This window comes from Pseudomonadota bacterium (assembly GCA_039196715.1).
In the GTDB taxonomy this organism is placed as follows: domain Bacteria; phylum Pseudomonadota; class Gammaproteobacteria; order CALCKW01; family CALCKW01; genus CALCKW01.
Genome location: JBCCUP010000017.1, coordinates 51,708 through 69,659, shown reverse-complemented (window position 1 = coordinate 69,659; position 17,952 = coordinate 51,708). Strand labels below are relative to the sequence as shown.

21 protein-coding genes are annotated in these 17,952 nt (G+C 65.7%); 9 read left to right on the top strand and 12 right to left on the bottom strand.

Features of this window, described 5'->3' with window-relative positions:
* The 6 genes from AAGA11_08565 to AAGA11_08540 all read right to left on the bottom strand — a co-directional run.
* Positions 1-344: ABC transporter permease (locus AAGA11_08565; GenBank protein MEM9602902.1), on the bottom strand; the 344-nt coding region annotated here is incomplete at its 3' end.
* Positions 337-1,872 (bottom strand): ABC transporter ATP-binding protein, encoded by a 1,536-nt coding sequence (locus AAGA11_08560; protein ID MEM9602901.1) that lies wholly within the window; start codon positions 1,870-1,872, stop codon positions 337-339. The genes AAGA11_08565 and AAGA11_08560, both read right to left, overlap by 8 nt.
* The gene (locus AAGA11_08555; protein MEM9602900.1) at positions 1,869-2,522 is read right to left on the bottom strand and encodes a glutathione S-transferase family protein; all 654 of its coding nucleotides are present in this window, start codon (positions 2,520-2,522) and stop codon (positions 1,869-1,871) included. The genes AAGA11_08560 and AAGA11_08555 overlap by 4 nt, the downstream gene beginning before the upstream one ends.
* Before the next feature lie 4 nt (positions 2,523-2,526).
* On the bottom strand, positions 2,527-3,378 hold the full coding sequence (locus tag AAGA11_08550) for an aromatic ring-hydroxylating dioxygenase subunit alpha (GenBank protein ID MEM9602899.1): 852 nt from the start codon (positions 3,376-3,378) through the stop codon (positions 2,527-2,529).
* The gene (locus AAGA11_08545; protein MEM9602898.1) at positions 3,375-4,043 is read right to left on the bottom strand and encodes a Rieske (2Fe-2S) protein; all 669 of its coding nucleotides are present in this window, start codon (positions 4,041-4,043) and stop codon (positions 3,375-3,377) included. Before AAGA11_08545 ends, AAGA11_08550 begins: the two co-directional genes overlap by 4 nt.
* 174 nt (positions 4,044-4,217) lie before the next feature.
* The gene (locus AAGA11_08540) at positions 4,218-4,544 is read right to left on the bottom strand and encodes an acylphosphatase (GenBank protein MEM9602897.1); all 327 of its coding nucleotides are present in this window, start codon (positions 4,542-4,544) and stop codon (positions 4,218-4,220) included.
* A gap of 278 nt (positions 4,545-4,822) precedes the next feature.
* On the opposite strand from AAGA11_08540, the gene AAGA11_08535 reads away from it, so the two are divergent.
* Positions 4,823-5,158, top strand: coding sequence for a hypothetical protein (locus tag AAGA11_08535; protein ID MEM9602896.1), 336 nt, complete (start codon positions 4,823-4,825; stop codon positions 5,156-5,158).
* A gap of 192 nt (positions 5,159-5,350) precedes the next feature.
* On the top strand, positions 5,351-6,121 hold the full coding sequence (locus AAGA11_08530; protein ID MEM9602895.1) for an alpha/beta hydrolase: 771 nt from the start codon (positions 5,351-5,353) through the stop codon (positions 6,119-6,121).
* A gap of 6 nt (positions 6,122-6,127) precedes the next feature.
* Here AAGA11_08530 and AAGA11_08525 read toward each other — a convergent pair whose 3' ends face one another.
* Positions 6,128-7,285, bottom strand: a complete 1,158-nt coding sequence (locus AAGA11_08525; GenBank protein MEM9602894.1) for an SRPBCC family protein — start codon at positions 7,283-7,285, stop codon at positions 6,128-6,130.
* Positions 7,286-7,372: 87 nt separating this feature from the next.
* Between AAGA11_08525 and AAGA11_08520 the strand changes: the two genes are divergently transcribed.
* The 3 genes from AAGA11_08520 (at position 7,373) to AAGA11_08510 (ending at position 9,810) form a co-directional block, all read left to right on the top strand.
* Positions 7,373-7,987 (top strand): TetR/AcrR family transcriptional regulator, encoded by a 615-nt coding sequence (locus tag AAGA11_08520; GenBank protein ID MEM9602893.1) that lies wholly within the window; start codon positions 7,373-7,375, stop codon positions 7,985-7,987.
* Between the two features lie 170 nt (positions 7,988-8,157).
* On the top strand, positions 8,158-8,883 hold the full coding sequence (locus tag AAGA11_08515) for an SDR family oxidoreductase (protein ID MEM9602892.1): 726 nt from the start codon (positions 8,158-8,160) through the stop codon (positions 8,881-8,883).
* A 153-nt stretch (positions 8,884-9,036) separates the two neighbouring features.
* Positions 9,037-9,810, top strand: coding sequence for an alpha/beta hydrolase (locus tag AAGA11_08510; protein ID MEM9602891.1), 774 nt, complete (start codon positions 9,037-9,039; stop codon positions 9,808-9,810).
* 14 nt (positions 9,811-9,824) lie between these two features.
* On the opposite strand, the gene AAGA11_08505 is transcribed toward AAGA11_08510, so the two are convergent.
* The gene (locus tag AAGA11_08505; protein MEM9602890.1) at positions 9,825-11,477 is read right to left on the bottom strand and encodes a vanadium-dependent haloperoxidase; all 1,653 of its coding nucleotides are present in this window, start codon (positions 11,475-11,477) and stop codon (positions 9,825-9,827) included.
* A 157-nt stretch (positions 11,478-11,634) separates the two neighbouring features.
* Positions 11,635-12,444 (bottom strand): siderophore-interacting protein, encoded by an 810-nt coding sequence (locus AAGA11_08500; protein MEM9602889.1) that lies wholly within the window; start codon positions 12,442-12,444, stop codon positions 11,635-11,637.
* 145 nt (positions 12,445-12,589) lie between these two features.
* On the opposite strand from AAGA11_08500, the gene AAGA11_08495 reads away from it, so the two are divergent.
* The 4 genes from AAGA11_08495 to AAGA11_08480 all read left to right on the top strand — a co-directional run bounded on the left by AAGA11_08495 (position 12,590) and on the right by AAGA11_08480 (position 15,154).
* Positions 12,590-13,216 carry a hypothetical protein gene (locus AAGA11_08495; GenBank protein MEM9602888.1) on the top strand — a complete coding sequence of 209 codons (627 nt, stop codon included), beginning with the start codon at positions 12,590-12,592 and terminating at the stop codon, positions 13,214-13,216.
* Between the two features lie 66 nt (positions 13,217-13,282).
* Positions 13,283-13,801, top strand: coding sequence for a lipocalin family protein (locus AAGA11_08490; GenBank protein ID MEM9602887.1), 519 nt, complete (start codon positions 13,283-13,285; stop codon positions 13,799-13,801).
* A 41-nt stretch (positions 13,802-13,842) separates the two neighbouring features.
* Positions 13,843-14,259, top strand: coding sequence for a hypothetical protein (locus tag AAGA11_08485; protein MEM9602886.1), 417 nt, complete (start codon positions 13,843-13,845; stop codon positions 14,257-14,259).
* Positions 14,252-15,154 (top strand): aminotransferase class IV, encoded by a 903-nt coding sequence (locus AAGA11_08480; protein MEM9602885.1) that lies wholly within the window; start codon positions 14,252-14,254, stop codon positions 15,152-15,154. Before AAGA11_08485 ends, AAGA11_08480 begins: the two co-directional genes overlap by 8 nt.
* Positions 15,155-15,163: 9 nt before the next feature.
* Here AAGA11_08480 and AAGA11_08475 read toward each other — a convergent pair whose 3' ends face one another.
* The 3 genes from AAGA11_08475 to AAGA11_08465 form a co-directional block, all read right to left on the bottom strand.
* Positions 15,164-15,580, bottom strand: coding sequence for a MarR family transcriptional regulator (locus AAGA11_08475; GenBank protein ID MEM9602884.1), 417 nt, complete (start codon positions 15,578-15,580; stop codon positions 15,164-15,166).
* A 266-nt stretch (positions 15,581-15,846) separates the two neighbouring features.
* The gene (locus AAGA11_08470; GenBank protein ID MEM9602883.1) at positions 15,847-16,116 is read right to left on the bottom strand and encodes a hypothetical protein; all 270 of its coding nucleotides are present in this window, start codon (positions 16,114-16,116) and stop codon (positions 15,847-15,849) included.
* A gap of 511 nt (positions 16,117-16,627) precedes the next feature.
* Positions 16,628-17,923, bottom strand: coding sequence for a flavin-dependent oxidoreductase (locus AAGA11_08465; protein MEM9602882.1), 1,296 nt, complete (start codon positions 17,921-17,923; stop codon positions 16,628-16,630).
* Positions 17,924-17,952 lie beyond the last annotated feature (29 nt).

The window sequence follows — 17,952 nt, the reverse complement described above, 5'->3', positions numbered from 1 at the left end:
GCGGATTCGGTGCCGTCGAGGACAATGGCGAGCGAGCCGCCTGCGATCGCGCCGAGGATCAGTTGGCCCTCGGCGCCGATGTTCCAGACGCGCGCGCGAAAGCCGATGGCGAGTCCCTGCGCGATCAGCAAGAGCGGCCCCATTTTCAACAGCACTTCGCCCACGCCATACTGCGAGGTCAGCGGTTCGACCAGAAAGGCGTGGAAGCCCTTGGCCGGCGAGATTCCGTAGAACGCGAACACCACCGAACCGCCGAGCAGCGTCAGGCCGATCGCGATGGCTGACACTGCGAAGGTGGCCGCGGTCGAGTGTTGGGTGCGGGGTTCGAGTCGCAGGTCAAACACGGGCGCTGCCCTTGGCGGTAGCCGCGAGGGCGTCGAAGTTGCCGGTCATGGCGAGACCAATCGCCTCGACGGTGGTGTCCTCGGTGACGACCGATGGCGACAGCGTGCCGCGAAACATCACGTGCATGCGGTCGCTGATCTCGAAGAGCTCCTCGAGCTCCTCTGAAATCACCAGCACGGCGACGCCCTGCCGGCTGAGATCCACAAGGCGCTGGCGGATGTCTGATGCTGCGCCCACGTCGACGCCCCAGGTGGGCTGTGAGACCAGCAACACGCGTGGGGTCAACGACAGCTCGCGGCCGACGATGTACTTCTGCAGGTTGCCGCCCGACAAACTCTGCGCCTCGGCCACAGGTCCGCCGCAGCGCACGTCGAAGGCCTCGATGGTGCGCTCGGCGAACGCGTGCATCGCGCCGCTGTCGCGAAACCCGAGGCGTGATAGGCCGTTGTTGAACCCGGTGAGCAGGCCGTTGTCACGCAAGTCGTGCACCGGCACGGCGCCGCGCCCGAGCCGCTCCTCGGGTACGAAGCGCAGTCCGAGGTCGCGGCGCGCACTCGGGCCACTGTGGCCGGTCGCGGCGCCAGCGAGCCGGACCCGGTCGGCCTGGCCCGGTGGCAGCGGGTGTTCGCCGGACAGCACGCTGGACAGCAGGTTCTGGCCGTTGCCCGATACCCCGGCGATGCCGACGATCTCGCCGCCGTGCACATCGAAGCCAATCGAGCGCAGCGCGGTGGCGTTCACGGTGTTGCTCTCGACGCTGAGCTCGCTGACGCTGAGCAGGGGGGCTGCAGAGCGCTCGCTGGCAGGGCGTTGGGTGTGGGGCAACTCGCGGCCGATCATGAGGCTTGCGAGAGACGCGTCGCTCTCCTCGCGCGGCACCGCGTGGCCGGTGACCTTGCCGTGGCGCAGCACTGTCGCGGTGTCGCACAGGGCCCGAATCTCGTCGAGCTTGTGCGAGATGAAGAGAATGCCAAGCCCGTCATCAGCGAGGCGACGCAAGGTCTTGAACAGCTCGCCGATGCCCTGTGGCGGCAGCACCGAGGTCGGCTCGTCCATGATGATCAGCTTGGGCGATTGCAGCAGGCAACGCAGTATCTCCACGCGCTGGCGTTCGCCTACCGACAGGGCCTTGACCGTCGCGTCCGGGTCGACTGCGAGGCCGAAGCGGCTCGACGCGGAGGCGATGTCCTGCCGCAGCCGGGCGCGCGAACCGGGCAGTGCGAGTGACATGTTCTCGGTCACTGTAAGCGTCTCGAACAGGGAGAAGTGCTGAAACACCATGCCGATGCCGAGCTGGCGCGCGTGGGCCGGGGAGGCGATGGTGACTGGCTCGCCCTGCCAGTGGATGGTGCCGGCGTCCGGCGCGGACACACCGTAGATGATCTTCATCAGCGTGGACTTGCCCGCGCCGTTCTCGCCGAGCACGGCGTGGATCTCACCGGGCGACACACTCAGCGAGATGCCGTCGTTCGCGACAACCGACGGGAAGGCCTTGGTGATGCCCTGCAGTGTCAGCAGTGCGCTCATGCCGGCGTCGGGTCGTCGGCCTGGTCGTGCAGGCGGTGGATGCCCGGCATCTCGATGAAACCCGGCAGCCGCCGCACGTCGATCAACCAACGTCGCACTGCGGGGTAGTCGTCGTGCGCGATGCCGCCGTCGGGCGACAGCGCGGCGTAGGGAAAGCACGCGAGGTCGGCGATTGTGGGCGTGTCACCGGCGAGGAAGCGCTGGTCCACGAAAGACTGCTCGGTCAGGTGAGACTCGAGCTCGCGCAGCGCGCGGTGGCCGGCGGCGCGAGCGCTGTCGATGTCGCAGGGCAGGTTCAGCATGTCGTGCAGGCGGGCCTGGCCGACGGTGTCGCTCAGCCGCGAGGCGAACGCCAGAAAGAACTGGATGCGGGCGCTGGTCGCGGCATCCTGTGTCGGGTGCCAGGTGCCGGAGGTGTCGTACGCCTGGGCGAGGTAGACCAGGATCGCGGCGCTGTCACACAGTGTGAGGTCGCCGTCGGTCAGCACTGGCAAGGTGCCTGCCGGGTTGATTTCGAGAAAGGCGTCCCCGAGGTGGGCTTCACCGGGGTAGAAATCGACCGGAATCGACTCGCAGGGCTGCCCCAGCAAGGCGAGGAACAGGCGGACCTTATAGCAGTTGCCCGACAGGGCGTAGTCGTAGAGCTGCATCGCCTCAGACTCCTCGGGGTTCGGCGCCGTAGCGGAAACCCTTGCGTTTGAGCCAGCGGCGGTAGGCGATCGAGGTTTTGTCAGCCCCGGTGGGCGATTCCATGCGCGGGTCGAGCGGCAGTTTTCGGGGCACCTGGTTCTCGAGAATCGACCGGTCTTGCAGGAAGATGGTTTGCTGAAATTGAATCAGGTCCTCGATGCTACTGTCGTCGTCGTAGAGCGCCATCCATGCGTAGGCCTCCGACAGGGTCTCGGAGAGCGGTCGCACGAACAGGGCGATCACATCCATTTCGCCGGGACGCGGCGGACAGGTCTTGTAGAGAATTGACGCGCAGGGCGCCGGGACGCGGTACTCGTACTCGGTGACAATCCCGTCGCTTGCCGACTTGGCCGCCTGCGGTTGGTAGAAGCTCACCTTGGTTGCCCAGACTTCGTCGACGGTGTCGCGGATCTCAACACGGTAGGGCGCCACCTCTGTGTGGGGCTCGGCGCCGAGGATGTCGGTGTGCACGAAGGGGAAGTGGGCGATGTCGAGAAAATTTTCGACCACGCGAAGCGGTGAGGCGCGTACCCGGACACCGCCGCAATCCACCAGCGTGCGGCCGGCCTCGAGGCCTTCGGGGATCGCGAAAACGGGGTGGGCCGGCTGGCCCAAAGACGACCACACGTGCCCGTGGGCCTCACAAACAGGCTTTGCCGCACCACGCTCATCCTCGACAGCCAGTGAGCCGTCCGGACGGCGTACTACGGTCAGCCTGTGCTCCATGAGCGTGACGTGGTTGCACTGGCCGGGCACCAGGTGTTGTGCGATCGCAACCGGGTACCAGTCGTCATGCGCCACTGTATCCTGGCTCACGACTCTGCCTCGAGGCTGCGCCGCACGGCGTCCAGCCAACGCGAGACGGCGACACGCGTCGCTGGCGGTGCCGCTGTTGTCAATTGCGTGTGCAGACAGCAACGGTTTTCGGTCACGGGCTGTGCGCACACGTCCAGAGACACGGCGTCGCCGCTGTTGGGCTGCAGATCGAGGCGGGTGTTCGTTGCGCCAGGTGTGCTACCCAGCAGTGTGCAGCCGGTGCGCGGGTGGACCGTATCAGGCAAGTCGCCGGCGGCCAGGCGGCGCAGTACGCGCGCCCGAGGTGCATGCACCGCGAGGCTGCGCAGCGGCGTGCCGGCTGCGTCTGCCGTCGGGGGTGTGTCGTCGGAGGCCAGGTTGATCCACACAAGGCCGCCGCTGTCGCAACACGGCAGGGTTGGCACGCGCAGCGACGGCGGTGGCGTGAGCTCCGGGTGAGCCGGGATGTACTGGCAGATTCCGTTGGTGCCGTATTGCCAACCGTGGTAGAGGCAGTTGAGTCGGTTGCCGCGCACAAAGCCGAAGGACAGGCGCATACCGCGGTGCGGGCAGCGGTTGTCCACGCAGTGGACGGTTTCGTCCTGTGCCCGCCAGACAGCGACATCGCGGCCGGCGGTTTGTGCCCGCAGCACACCGCCTGCGGGGAGGTCGCTGGCGAGCGCCACGGGCACCCACGATGGCGGACTGTCCGCGGCCATCACCGGGAGGCCCCGCCGGGCGTGGCGAGATTCGGATGCGGGCAGGGTTTGGACACGGACGCTCCTGCGGTCTGTGGCACGCGAACGGCCATTAAACGACGCTGTGGGCGCTGTGTAAACGCTCTGGCGGTGGCGGGCGGCTCAATCGTCGGGTCGGATCTCGAAGGCCGTTGCACCGTTCTGGTGCGGTGTCGCCGGGGTGCGCTGGACCGTTTCCACACAGGACGAGACCGGACCCAGGCTGCAGCACAGTGCCATCGCGTCGATGAGTTCGTCCGGGCCCGTGACGTCGACCAGAACAGCCTCGCCGTGTGGCCTCACGTGCCCGGACAAGCCCAACTTGCAAGCCCGGTGGTGCACCCACTGCATGAAATCCACAGTGTCGAGGCGGCCGTTGAACACGATCAGCTCTCGGCTGGGCCCGCGGTTGGTGGGTCTGGCCGCGGGGCTGTGTGGGGGCGAGGTCATGGCGGATTTGGCGGTGTCGCGGGTGACGCTGGCTGACAGCGTGCCGCGATTCGGGTCCGGGCGCCAGTCCGTCTGGCTGCATCGCCGTGGTGCAGGCTGTGGTGCACTGTGGCCCGCGAGCCCGTTGGCCAGTCCCCCCTCTCTCGTCGTCGGTGCCACCGGCAACACCGGATCACGCGTTGCCGACCGGCTCGAGCACCGGGTGTTGCTGTCCGGCGAGGGCGAGCAGATCGTGCAGGCGGGCGCCTTTGGCCACCGGCGGCCCACTGGTCGCGGACGTGTTCACCGCGATCGCGCGCGATCGCCTCGATGGGCGCAACGCGCAGCTTGCCGACGGTGGCAGGGTGGCGACGATGCAGTCGATCAATCGGGTGGTGTGCTGCTCGGTCTTCATGGCGCAATTTCTCGGCCTGACCACTGTGTCGGTGGGGCAGGTCGCGCTCGGCGTGATTGGCGGTGACGGTGAGGCCGGCTGGGCGATGGCGATAGCGAGGGTGGCGGCGGGTGCGATCTACCCGCTCGGGTGCGTTGGTGTCACTGCCCTCACCAACGTGCCGATGAACACTGCGCTGGCCAGCCTCGACGGGGAAGCAGCGCGGGCCTGCTGGCGTTGACACCACCGCCCCGCGTGGACTTGGTGGAACACGGTGCGCGCGCTGGCGTGTCTCGGTGCTGCGGCCGGGGTCTTGCTCGGTGTGCACCTGTCTGAGTGAAACAGGGTCCGGGCGCGACTTGGTCTTCGTCCGCCGCTGTGCCACAGTCGCGCCAGCACTGCCTGCGCTTCGAAATGGCCGACCTGACCACCCATGAAAACCCTGACCAGTCTGATCGGCCTGTTGGTGCTCTGCTACGCGGTGTTCGGTGCCGTGTTGTACACCGTGCAGCGGCGCTTCATCTATTTCCCTGTGCCGGCGGTGCCGCACGGCTTCGAGACGCTTAGCTTCCAGAGCGGCACCGAGACACTCAACATCACGCTGGTCAACGGCGCGCAAGCGAAGGCGGTCTTGTATTTCGGTGGCAACGCCGAGGCGGTGGCGCACAACGGCTCGGCGTTCGAAACCGCCTTGCCCGACCACGCGGTCTACCTTGTCAACTACCGCGGCTACGGCGGGAGCACCGGCGAGCCCACCGAGGCCGCGCTGTTCGCTGACGCGGTTCGGCTGTTCGACCAGCTCGCGCCGCTGCACACCGAGCTCACGGTGATGGGGCGCAGCCTCGGCAGCGGCGTTGCCACACACCTCGCCGCGGAGCGGCCGGTGAGCCGGCTGGTACTGGTGACCCCGTTTGACAGCATCCTGAACGTGGCGCGGGGTCAGTTCCCGATCTACCCGCTCTCGCTGATGCTGAAAGACCACTACAACTCGGCGGGCCGCGCCGCCGAGATCAGCGCCGAGGTGCTGGTGCTGATCGCCGGGCGCGACGAGGTGATTGCGCGGGCCCGCTCGTCCGCGCTGGTCGACGCGTTTCGCACGGCACCGGCGGTGGTGGTGTTCGAGACCGCTGGCCACAACGACATTTCGCTGCAGCGGGGCTACCACGACGCGATCAGCACGTTCCTGGCAGGCGATCCGCGCTGAGGCACGTCATTGTGCGGCGCGTTGCATGGCCGCTTCGACGGCTGCATTGAAGTGGTTCAGTGCACCTTCGAATCGGCCGAACAGGTGGCTCGGGTTGGCGCCGGCGAGCAGGCCGGTCTGGATTTCCTCGCCGAGGTCGAAGTCCTCCTGAAGCGTGGCCACGGAGATCGCCTGGTTCTTGCGCCAGTGCGCATCCATGGCTTCGTTGCTCTTGGCGGAGTCCGGCACCAGGGTTGAGAGCCTCAGGCGGGTCAGGTCGTGGGCGAGCGGCTCCGCGTGCACCCAGACCACGTGGTCCTGCTGCACCAGTAACTGGGTGTTGGTCAGCGTGGTGTAGAGCAGGTTGGCGTCTCGGCGGATCTGCCAGTCCGCCTCGGGCGTGTCGCGCAGGTCGACCAGCGTGGTGCGCGGCAGCACCGAGCGGATGTGTGGGCCGATGCGCGTGTAGGTCGAGAGGTTGTCGGGGAAGTAGGGCGCGATGGTCTGCTTGTGGGCCACGCGGAAGTGGTAGGCCTCGAGCCCGCCTTCGACCAGCAGTTTCCAATTGGCGCGCACATCCAAGGTGTCCGTGACCGCGACGCGGTGGTGGCGCAAGTCGAGCCAGTCGAAGTCCGCGTCGAGCCCGTCGAGCCACGCGGCCATGTCGAGTGTGGCCTCGCTGTTCGGGTCGGCGATCACCCAGATGAACCCGTGCGCCTCGGCAACTGGCACGCGCCGCAGGCCGCGCGAGGCATGGTCGAGCGCGGGGAAGCCCTGGGCCTCGTGCGGCACCACGTACAGGTCACCGTTCGCACGCCAACTCCAGCCGTGGTAGGGGCACGTGAACATCTGCTTGCAGCCCGTGACAGCGCGCTCGAGCGTGGCGCCTCGGTGACGGCACACGTTGAGAAACGCGGCGACTGTGCCTGCGTTATCCCGGGTGATCAGCAGCAACAACCCGCGGAAGCGTGTGGTCACGAAGGCCCCCGGCTCGGCCAGCTCCGAGCCGTGCGCGATGGCCACGGGTTCGCGCGTGAACACCGTGCGCATCTCCTCCGCAAAGCGCTCGGGCGATGTGTAGCGTGCAATCGGCGACTCTGCGATGCGGTTGTCCAGGTACGCGCTCCGCTGGTCCGCGAGGCCGATGATTTCCTTGATCAGCCGGATTTCCGTTGCCCGGTCCACACCGCACCTCCTGTAGACTGATGGGAAGCTAAAGTACTTACCAAATGGTAAGTGGTCTAGTCACAGCTTTCCCACGGGACACTCCACATGCCTCGAGACACCGACGCGCGCGTGCGCTACATCCGGATCGCGACGAACCATTTCGCGGCGCGCGGATTCGACGGGGTGAGTCTCGCGCTGATCGCCGAGGACGCCGGCGTCAGCAAGCAGGCCCTGCTGTATTTCTTTAAGAACAAGGAAGGCCTTTACGCCGAGGTGCTGACCGACCTGACCAGCCGCCTGCTGGCGGTCTTCGAGCAGGTCGATGCAGACACCCCCGAGCAGTGGTTGGGCGACTACTTCGAGGGCTTCACGTCGCGCGGCATCGCCAACCCGACCGACGCCTGGCTGGTGCTCCGGGCGTTGCTCGACAGCCCAACGCACGCGCGCACCTGGCCCTTCAGGCCCTACCTCGACCGTCTGGTCGCGGTTGCCAAGCAGACCGAGCGTTGGGCAGATGCGCCGGAAGACGAGGTGTTGGCAGAGCTCTACCACCACATCGGTTCGGTGCTCAGCTTCACGGTGTCGTTGACCGCGTTCAGTGGCATGTACGGTGAAGAACGCTGTGCGTCGTTGATCGAACGCTACATCCCGCTGGTGACGGGCTCGGCCCGGTCCCGGTTTTCGCGTGACGCCGAAGCGGAAACGGAAGCCGAGGCCTGACAACGACAGCGCCTGCGACCTGCCGCTGCGCTGCTCGGGCACCCTTGCAGCGGTTGAACAGCCGGCAAAGCACTGTCAACCAACAGCAATGGTTCCTATTTGCATTCAGTGCATTTGCCGCTACCCTGTCGAAATCGACCAGACAATGCGGCTGTACCTGGGAGAATGGTATGAAAACGCTGGTTCTGACGGGCGCCAGTCGCGGTATCGGTCATGCGACTGTCAAGCGTTTCATGGCGGCTGGATGGCGCATCATCACCTGTTCGCGTCAGGCTTTTGCTGAGCAGTGTCCCTGGGCCGGTGGCCCTGAGGACCACATTCAAGTGGACCTCGCAGACCCCAGGCAGGTCGCGATCGCAATCAACCAGATCAAGCTACGCCTCGATGGCGCACCCCTCGACGCGTTGGTCAACAATGCGGCCATCTCGCCGAAAGACGCGGAAGGCAAGCGGCTCGACACCACCACGACTGATATACAGCAGTGGCACACGGTGTTTCACGTCAATTTCTTCGCACCGGTGTTGTTGGTGCGGGGTCTGCTCGAGGAACTCGCGACGGCGCAAGGCACCGTGATCAACGTGACGTCCATTGCAGGCGGACGGGTGCACGACTTTGCCGGTCCAGCCTACGCGACGTCGAAAGCAGCGCTTGCCGCCCTGACGCGCGAGATGGCCTCGGACCTCGGGCCGAGGGGTATCCGCGTCAACGCCATCGCGCCGGGCGAGATCGGCACCGACATGATCTCTCCTGGCACGGAACAGCTCGTCGAGACCATCCCGTTGCGGCGCCTGGGCACACCCGAGGAAGTGGCAAGCCTTGTCCACTTTCTCTGCTCGGGTGAGGGCCGCTACATCAGCGGGTCCGAGATCCACATCAACGGCGGGCAACACGTCTGAATCGTGGCGGTCCACAGCGGCCAGGTGGGGTCAATACGGTCTGACAAGACCGGCGTTCTGCCCTAACCTGAACGTGTACGTTTCCGGCACCCAGGCACGGACCGCACGGTTGCGGCGCCTGTGGCGGGGTGTGCGTCGTCAATCGGGGGGCCTGTGAACACGAAACGCGTATCGACTGCGCTCGGAACGGTGTCCGTCCGGTTCGAAACCGGCGGCGCCGGCGTGCCGCTCGTTTTCCTCCACGGTGTGTTCCTGGACAACACCTTGTGGGAGGCGTTCGACAGCTCGTTGACCGGGAGAACGCACCTCTACGTCGACATGCCCGCGCACGGGGAGAGCGACAATGTCGGTCGGGACTGGACACTCGACGAGTGTGTCGGGGTCTTGTTGGCCGTGCTGGATGCGTTTCAGGTGCCCCGCTGCATAGCCATCGGTCACTCCTGGGGCAGTATGACCGCGCTGCGAGCCGCCAGTACGCACCCTGAGCGCTTCGCGGCTCTCGGGTTGTTCAATATGCCGTTTACCGAGACGAGAGGGTTGGCGCGTCTCGGCTTCCACCTGCAGAAGCAACTGACCGGTTTCAAGTCGTTCTATGCGCGGCAGGCAGCCAAGGCGATGTACTCGCCGCGGGCCTTGGCCGACAACCCGGCCTTCCGCAAGGCGATGCAAGCACGGCTGCGCTCGCGGCCGTCGATCGAGATCGCGCGGGTCATCGACGCGGTCATTCTCGGTGCGGATGCAGCACACACGCTCATCACCACGCTCTACGTGCCCGCGCACGCGGTGGTCGGTGAATCCGACTACGTCGGCTCGCCCCCGGGGATCGTCACCCGGACGGTCCCCGGGGGGCACATCAGCCCGCACGAGGCGCCTTCGGAGACCGCCGAGGCCATCGTGCGCACCCTCACACTGGCGTCGGCGCGCTGAACCTGTGACCCCGATCAACTGATCGTCAACAGATCCCCTTCGAACCGTGTCAGTGTGAACCCGGACTCGACTGACTCGGTCACGGTCACGAGCTCATCGCGCAACAGGGTAATGGCGATCTGCTCGCCTGCCAGCAGGCCGTCGTCGCCGTCGGCGCGCCAATGCACGCCGCCCAGGTTGCGTCCAAGCGCGATATTGCTCGCGAGTTTGTTCAACTCGCCGCCGACGGTCAGGCCACCGGAGCCCGGGATCTCGAACGACTCGTTGAAGAAGGCCTTGAGCACCGTCACGCAGGCGCCGGCCATGGTGGCGTGGCCCGCCGGGTACGACGGGTGCGTTGGCGAACCCTCGGGGTACGCTTGCGACAACAGGTGGTTGCCCTGCAGTGAAAAGGTGCGGGCCAGGGCGTTTGAGTTCAGCAGCTCGGTGTGGATCGGGTAGTCGCGTACGCCGAGGCGCAGGTGCTCGACCCGACCGCCGTAGGCTTCGGGCCGCAGCTTGCGGTGAACCAACCACTTGTGCACCCAGGCCGGCCGCAACGCGACGCGCGCAGCCCGAGCGACGACATCGAGCACCGCAGGGCCGCCGAAGGTCACGAAGCCGGCTTCGCGTTGCGCGGTGCGGTAGGGGTGCGGCGCCCGCGCATCATCACCGAAGCCGAGGCAGATCAGGGCGGCGTTCAGGTAGGCCTGGTAGGAATAGTCCGTGTGGACGTACTCGGCGAGGTCCCGCCCGGTGGTCAACGGGGCGAGCGAGAGCTGCAAGGCGTTCGGCGTCGCCGGGAACTGGCCGCGTTGCACGGCCAGCCAGGCCGCCACGTCGGTCATGTGGTCGTCTCCGGCGACCGGGTTGCTGAACGCCTGTGGCGCGGCCCGGTTGCCGTAGGGGATGTCGCGTGTCAGAAAGGTCGAGAGGTACGGGCCTTGTAAATCGCCTGGCGTCTGGCCGCGGAACAGCGTCGCGGGCGAGACGGCGGTGGTGTCGCGGGGCGCAGTGAAATCCGAGAAGGTCGAGAGGTCTTCCGCTGCGGCCAGTGTGAGAGGGTGGGTGTCGTACTGCGCGAACGGCACATCCCGGCACAGCGCCATCCAGTACACCTCGGCTGCCTCGGCCGCCTGGCGCGCGCTGCTGAAACCGTGGACGGCGGGCAGGTCGATCTTGTGCGAATCGGCACCCGACAGCGCGAACGAGTACGCCGCGCGGGGGTTGGCCAACACCCCGGTGCCACCGGCAGGGATGGCGTCAAAATCCGTCGCAGCGCCGCTGTCGAGGGCGTTCAGCAGTTGCTCGTAGGCGGCGCCGTCGACTTCGCCCACGTCGTTGTGGGGCAGGGTCTTGCTGAAGTTGCCAAGGAAGCCGGTCAGGTCGGCTTCGTCGCCGTTTTTCGGCCAGCGCGGCTCGGGCAGGGCACGCTGTTGCTGTGCGGCCTCTACCCGCCGGTCGAAGGCCTCGCGCGATCGCGCTCTCGCCTCCCCGGGCGCGTCGAGCAACGCGTTGCCGCGACGGTCGCGAGTCTCCAGTGCGCCTGCTGGCGAGCCAACCGCGGCGCAACCTGCGACTGTGGCGAGCCCGACGTTGCGAACGAAGGCCCGTCGCGACAGGGCGTGTGTGCGTTCGTCATGGCTGTGCAGGGCATCGATGTGATCGACGGCGTGTTTTTTTTGCATTGCAGAGGCCCTTGCTGGCTGGGTTGGCTCTCTGCACAACGCGCGGGTTGGCAATCGGTTGACACAATGACCCCGGCCGCGCTGCGGGTGCGCACGGCTGAAACGGTGCTCGAGGCCGGGTCGGGACGCTCGGCCCCGTGCGTTGGGGGAGGGTATGTCAGGTGTCGGTGCGCTTGAACACCTGATGCTCGTCCTCGATCAAGCCCACTTTCCAGTAACCCGACAGGTAGATGTCCTGTCGGTCCACGGCGTTCTTGTCTCTGAGGAACTGTCTGATGCCCTTGACCGCGCCTGACTCACCCGCAATGCAAGTCTGGACGCGTCCCTCGGGCCAGTCGATCGCACGTATGAACGCCTCTTGTTGAGATGACGGAATCTGCGGATCCGGGTGAATCAGCCAGTGGATGTCCACCCCCTCGGGCGCCTTGAGCGTTTGCCTGTCGTCAGCGGACGTGACTTCAAACACGGCAACGCCTCGGGCATCGCGCGGCATGGCTTCGAGCGTCGCGGCGGCCATGGGCAGGGCCGACAGGTCAGCGGCGACCAGGTACCAGTCGGCCTCGAAATGGGTCAGCTTGGGCCCGCTCGGACCGCGAAAACCGATGAAGCTGCCACTCTCTGCGTGCGTGGCCCAGCGCGACGCGGGTCCCGTGTCGCCGTGGGCGACAAAGTCGATGTCGATCTCACGCTCCGCGGCGCGGTAGTGGCGCACCGTGTAGGTTCGGTGCAAAAGTGAGTCGCCAGACGCGATGCGCGCCACGAAACTGTCGAGTGTCTCCTGCCAGTCAGGTATCACCAACTTGCAGTGCCCGCCCTCGCAGGATTCGGGGAAGCCTTCGAGGTCGTCTCCGGTCAAGGTCACTCGTATGAGGTTGGGTGTGACTTCCCGCTTTGCTGTGACGGTGAGTATGCGGGGGCCGGATCGCTGGCGTGCCGGCGGTTGTGCGTGCGATTCGGTGGCGCTCATGCAGTTCACCCTGGCTGTGGCGAGCCGATCGTGGAACGAAACGGCTTGACTTAATTAAACGCAAACGATAATCATTATCATTTGTGGCGTCAAGCGGCACGTTGGTCGTCCAGTTGGATCGCTACGAGCGGCGAGGTCGTCCCACATGACACACATGAACCCGACTTTCCTCGTCGCTTTCGGTGGCACGGCAGTCGAGTTCTTCGAGACTGTCGTCATCGCCTACGCCATCGCACGGGCGGGATACCCGCGTGAGGCGGTGTCCGCCACCGTGCTCGGCCATGCGGTGGTGTTTGCACTGGCCTTGACGTTGGTGCCCCTGCACGCGGCGCTACCGGTGTTCTGGCTGCGCCTTGCTGCGGCGTTGATGCTCTGCACGATGGGTGGCTACTGGGCACTGAAGTCCGGGCGTCGGCTGCTCGCCGGTGAGCGCCCCGGTTGGGTTGAAGACCCGCTCGGGAAAGTGGATGCGACACCCGCCACACATGCGGCGCACGCCTTCTCGCCGTGGGTGTTTCTCGCCATGGCCAAGAGTTCGGTCATCGAAGCTGGTGAGATCCTCGTGATTGTGTTTCCCGCGGCGGCTGGCTCGGGCGAGTGGTCGCAGGCGGTGGCGGGTGTGGTCGCGGGTATCTTCGCCGTGTTGCTCGCGGTGGCGGCGTTGCACCGCCAACTCAAGCGGGTGCCTGAAGTGGTCTTCAAGCTTAGTGTCGGACTTGTTTTATTTGTCATTGGCCTGAGGTGGCTGCTGGACGTGCTGCGCGGCGGCTAGAACGGTACACTCGGCACTCCCTGTGCTGGACCCGACCAGACGCCCAAGGTGGTTTCGATGTGCGTGATTCAACGGCTGATTGCCGGATTGAGCCTGTTGCTGCTCGCAGGCTGCGGAAGTCTGCCCGCAGGCATGGCACCGGTAGAGCGCTTTGACCTCGAACGTTACTCGGGTACCTGGTACGAGGTGATTCGCCTGGAAAACCGGTTCGAGCGGGGCCTCTCGCGTGTGACGGCTCAATACACGGTGCAGTCGGACGGCAGCGTGCGGGTGCTGAACCGTGGCTATGCCGATGCCGACAGCGTGTGGAAAGAGGCCAGTGGCAAAGCCAAGTTCGCCGGCGCGAGCACGGAGGGGCGGCTCAAGGTGTCCTTCTTCGGGCCCTTTTACGCCCCCTACATCGTCTTTGACCTCGACGCCGTCGACTACCAATACGCCTTTGTCAGCGGCGGTGAGCGCACGCTCTGGTTGTTGGCGCGCACACCGACAGTGGACGACGCGCTGATCGAGCGGTTTCTCGCTGCGGCGGCGCGTTTCGGCTACGCCCTGGACGAGCTGGTCTACGTTGAGCACGGGCCATTGTGACGTCGTCTGCCGGCCCGACGCAGCCCCCGGACGACACTGTGATGCGTCGTCCGCCGACCCACAACGGTCGGGAACTCGAGCTGATGTTATCCGGAAGCAAACCGCTCGCGCTGTTCGGAGATGCGCTCTGCTGTCTGCCGGATGAGTGTATTGTCCCGGAGGTGGCTTTCGCGCCACACGTGGCGTCCGGGGCCATCGTACGCAGTGCAGTGGAATACCGTTCGTCGGTTCTGGCGCGCGATGGGGGTTTTCCGCTGATGCGTGAGGTGCTCTTTGCGCTGCATGAGGAGGCCTGGCGCATCCCAGCCATGCAGCTCTTGCTGCACACACATCGCCGTACCGGTGTGTGGAACGAGACCTGTGAGCGGACACAGGGCGCACTGCTTGGCTACACGGACCACGAGAACGACCTCTGGTGTCGTTGGCTGGCGACCCGGGAGGCGCACCCGTATGGCTGATTTCAGCGACGGTGCCGCGTTTGTCTACGGTGAGTTGGTGCCGATCGCGGAAGCAAAAATCTCGCTGCTCGACTGGGGCTTCCTGCATTCGGACGCCACCTACGATGTGGTGCACGTGTGGGAAGGGCGCTTCTTCCGCCTCGACGATCACCTCGACCGCTTTCACGACGGTATGGCGGCCCTGCGGATGGTGGCGCCGTACCCTCGGGAACGGATCCGGTCCGTGCTGGCGGACTGCGTTGCTGTCAGCGGCTTGCGCAACGCCTATGTCGAGATGATCACCACGCGCGGGCAACCACGGCCGGGCTCGCGAGACCCGCGCAGCTGCGTGAATCAGTTCTTCGCTTTTGCCATTCCGTTTGTCCGGATAGCGGAACCGAACCACGGACTGCACCTCTTGATCAGCGATCGGCAGCGTATCCCACCTCAATCCGTCGACCCGACGGTCAAGAACTACCACTGGTTGGATCTGGTCATGGGCCAGTTCGACGCCTTTGATCGCGGTGCCGAAACCGTCGCCGTCGTCGACGAAAACGGCAACGTCACCGAGGGCCCGGGCTTCAACGTGTTTGCGGTCAGCGCCGGCACGCTGACCACGCCGGCCTCCGGAGTGCTGCGCGGTGTGACCCGGCGCACTGCGATCGAGATTGCGGCGGCGCTCGGTCACCCGCTGGTCGAAGCGCCGTTGAGCCCGGCACAGGTGCACGCGGCAGACGAAGTGTTCGCCACCAGCACCGCCGGCGGCATCATGCCGATCACCCGCGTCGACAGGCACGCCGTTGGCAACGGCGCGATCGGGCCGATCACGCGCGCACTGCAGGCGCGCTATTGGTCACTGCACGGTGAGCCGGCGTACACCACCGCGGTCGACTACGCGGCGCGCAGCGCATCCTGATCCGCCGGTTCAGGCCGCGGGCAGCGAGCCGCAAATGCGGATCAGCGTCTTTGCGTCGCGCGCTGACAAGCCGGACGCGGTAAACGCGGTGTCGGTGATGCGGCGTGCCTTTCTCGCCAGGCGCTTGCCGCGTAGGGTCAGCGACACCAGCTTCAGACGCTCGTCCGATGCCGGCATGGTCTGGGCCACCAGGCCCTTGTGTTCCAGCAGCCGAACCAGTGGCGACAGGGTGGAATTGCCCAGCGTGGTGTGCGTGGACAGCTCGCTCATGGAGCGGGTGTCGGATTCCCACAGGGCCATCAACACCACGAACTGCGGGTAGGTTATGTCCAATTCGTTCAGGAGCGGGCGGTAGAGTGCCATCACGCGCTTCGTCGCGCTGTACACGGCAAAGCAGGGCAGTTCCTTGAGAGTGGGCGTGTCCACGTGGCCTCGGTACTCGCTTGGGGTGGAAAAACGGACCTTGGCGGGACCGTGGTCTCACCCGTTTGACCTGGGTCGAAACATACGAGAAAGCTCGGACGTTGAGCAGACCCGGCGAGCGTGTGGCGTCGTGTCTGCGTCAGGCGCGGCCGTCGCGTGTGTCACAACTGAAACGCGGCAAGCCCATCTGTCGTTGTGGCCGGTGCGCTGTTCGGCGTTGCAGGCACGGAGTGCACGCGTGCCGCGGCCACTGGCACCCGTAGGGCCTGTCAGCCCTGCTCGAACTGGCGTCGTCTTGATTCGAGTTCGCGCGTTGTTGTTCTGAGGGTGTGTCGGTTGATGTCCTCGGGCAACAGGCCGGTCTCGCAGTTTGGGCAACATGGCACGGTGTCTGCGCTTTGCCACGCCGTGTGCAGCACCCCGGCCGCGCGATCGGCCTCCGTGTGGTCGCTCGGGAACACGCGCACGCCCTGGCTCTGGGTGAAGCGCAGCGTGTTGACCGTCTCGGTGTTGATCAGGCTGCTGATCATGTCAAACACGTCAATTTCGTCACCGCAGGCTTCGCAGTGAATGGTGCGGTTTTCGAGGTCGACGATCAGTGTACTGTGCGAACACCGTGGCGCCGGGCGCGACGTGTGGTCACAGGATTCAACCAGTGAAAGGGTTTTTTCCTTTGTTATATCGCGCGTTGTGGGTCCGTCTGACATTGTAGGTACAACGTTAATAAACAAAATACTACGCGTACGAAACATCATAATAGAAACCGTATCGCAACACGTCCAGTTACGTTTCATACGTTTATTTACGTATCCGCGTGATATTGGCCAAAGGTCCTATAAAAATGCTGTTTTGTGCACCAAGGCGGTGCGCATTGAATGTGTGGCGTGGGTAAACACCGGATATTAAGCGATGAATTGCACAGGCGGTGTATTAACCCCCTGTGATAATCCGGATGTCTTTACTGCTGTGAAACACGGTCGACGGTTAGGGGTGTGATCCGGCGCGCACGTCCGGGGTCGTCCATTCGGGCCGGAGCGACCGACCTGCAGGTCAGGGGCACGCAGGCAGCGTGCTGGGCGCGGCGTTCAGCGCGTCCATGGCAAAGCCGGCGCTGGCCTTGTACTGCGCCATGAAGGCATTGCGCTCCGCCTGGGGAACCACCGTGTCAATGTCCTCGAACACGCCACCGCAGCGCGCGTCGACCAGGTTGAGCAAACCGAAGGGCCCGGCGCTGCGGTTGCGCAGCACGAGCGCCGAGATCGGTTCGCACAGCGACGCATTGTAGGAACGGAGCGCTGCGGACTGTGCGCCGTGCTCGAGGCAGGCGGCGCCGAGCACGCGCGCGTCGACGATGGCCTGGCTCGCGCCGTTCGATCCGGTCGGGTACATCGCGTGCGCGGCGTCGCCCATCAACGCCACCCGGCCGTCCACCCAGGTCGGCACTGGATCGCGGTCGATCATCGCGTTCTGGTACGCACAGTCGGCACCGGCGAGCAGCGCCGGCACATCCAGCCAGGGGTAGCGGTAGGCGTCGAAGTGCTCGACGAAATCCGATACCTCGGCCGGCTGGAACCAGCTGTCGGCCTGCCAGCCCTGCTCCGCGTCCACGGTGATCTCCGCGATCCAGTTGATCAACGCGTTGCCGTCGGCGTCGGGGTGCGAGATCGGGTAGATGATCATGCGCTGTTGGTGTGTGCCCAAACCGATGAACGACGCACCGGTGCGCAGCGCCCGCGTGCGGCTGGTGCCGCGCCAGAGAATGGCGCCACCCCAGTGGATCGGCGGTTGGTCCGGGTGCATCTGCGCGCGCACGCGGGAGTGGATACCGTCGGCACCGACCAGCAGGCAGCCGGTGTGGTGCTGGCTGTCGCCGCGCCCGTCCTGCGTCACGACGTCGACGCCGGTGACGTGGTTGGCATAATGCACGACGCGCTGGTTCAACTGCACCGCGTCGACGCCGAGCCGCTCGCACACCGTGCGATAGAGCAGCATGTGGAAAGCCCCTCGGTGTACGGCGTACTGCGGCCAGCGGTAGCCGGCGTCCTCGCCGCGTGGCTCGGCGTAGATGTCCCGTCCGTTCAACCCGACCAGAGCCCATTCGCGAACGGGCAGCCCGACCTCGTCAAGTTGTGCTCGCGTGATCCCGAGCTCGAGCAGCTCGCGCACCGCATTGGGTTGCAGGTTGATACCCACGCCCACGGGTTTCAGATCCCGAACCGACTCGAGCACGCGACACGGTACACCGATCTGATGCAGCGTGAGTGCCAGGGTCAAACCGCCGATCCCGCCGCCAGCGATGAGCACCGGGTGGGTCGGGGCGGTGTCCGGGATCGGGGTGTCGGCCATGGGGGGAGTGCACGCTCGGGTATGGCTGC

Excerpts from the sequence above, each read along its gene's own strand:
- AAGA11_08560 (MEM9602901.1), bottom strand. The coding sequence starts at position 1,872 with ATGAGCGCACTGCTGACACTGCAGGGCATCACCAAGGCCTTCCCGTCG.
- AAGA11_08555 (MEM9602900.1), bottom strand. The coding sequence starts at position 2,522 with ATGCAGCTCTACGACTACGCCCTGTCGGGCAACTGCTATAAGGTCCGC.
- AAGA11_08540 (MEM9602897.1), bottom strand. The coding sequence starts at position 4,544 with ATGACCTCGCCCCCACACAGCCCCGCGGCCAGACCCACCAACCGCGGG.
- AAGA11_08530 (MEM9602895.1), top strand. The coding sequence starts at position 5,351 with ATGAAAACCCTGACCAGTCTGATCGGCCTGTTGGTGCTCTGCTACGCG.
- AAGA11_08520 (MEM9602893.1), top strand. The coding sequence starts at position 7,373 with ATGCCTCGAGACACCGACGCGCGCGTGCGCTACATCCGGATCGCGACG.
- AAGA11_08515 (MEM9602892.1), top strand. The coding sequence starts at position 8,158 with ATGAAAACGCTGGTTCTGACGGGCGCCAGTCGCGGTATCGGTCATGCG.
- AAGA11_08505 (MEM9602890.1), bottom strand. The coding sequence starts at position 11,477 with ATGCAAAAAAAACACGCCGTCGATCACATCGATGCCCTGCACAGCCAT.
- AAGA11_08500 (MEM9602889.1), bottom strand. The coding sequence starts at position 12,444 with ATGAGCGCCACCGAATCGCACGCACAACCGCCGGCACGCCAGCGATCC.
- AAGA11_08495 (MEM9602888.1), top strand. The coding sequence starts at position 12,590 with ATGACACACATGAACCCGACTTTCCTCGTCGCTTTCGGTGGCACGGCA.
- AAGA11_08485 (MEM9602886.1), top strand. The coding sequence starts at position 13,843 with ATGCGTCGTCCGCCGACCCACAACGGTCGGGAACTCGAGCTGATGTTA.
- AAGA11_08480 (MEM9602885.1), top strand. The coding sequence starts at position 14,252 with ATGGCTGATTTCAGCGACGGTGCCGCGTTTGTCTACGGTGAGTTGGTG.
- AAGA11_08465 (MEM9602882.1), bottom strand. The coding sequence starts at position 17,923 with ATGGCCGACACCCCGATCCCGGACACCGCCCCGACCCACCCGGTGCTC.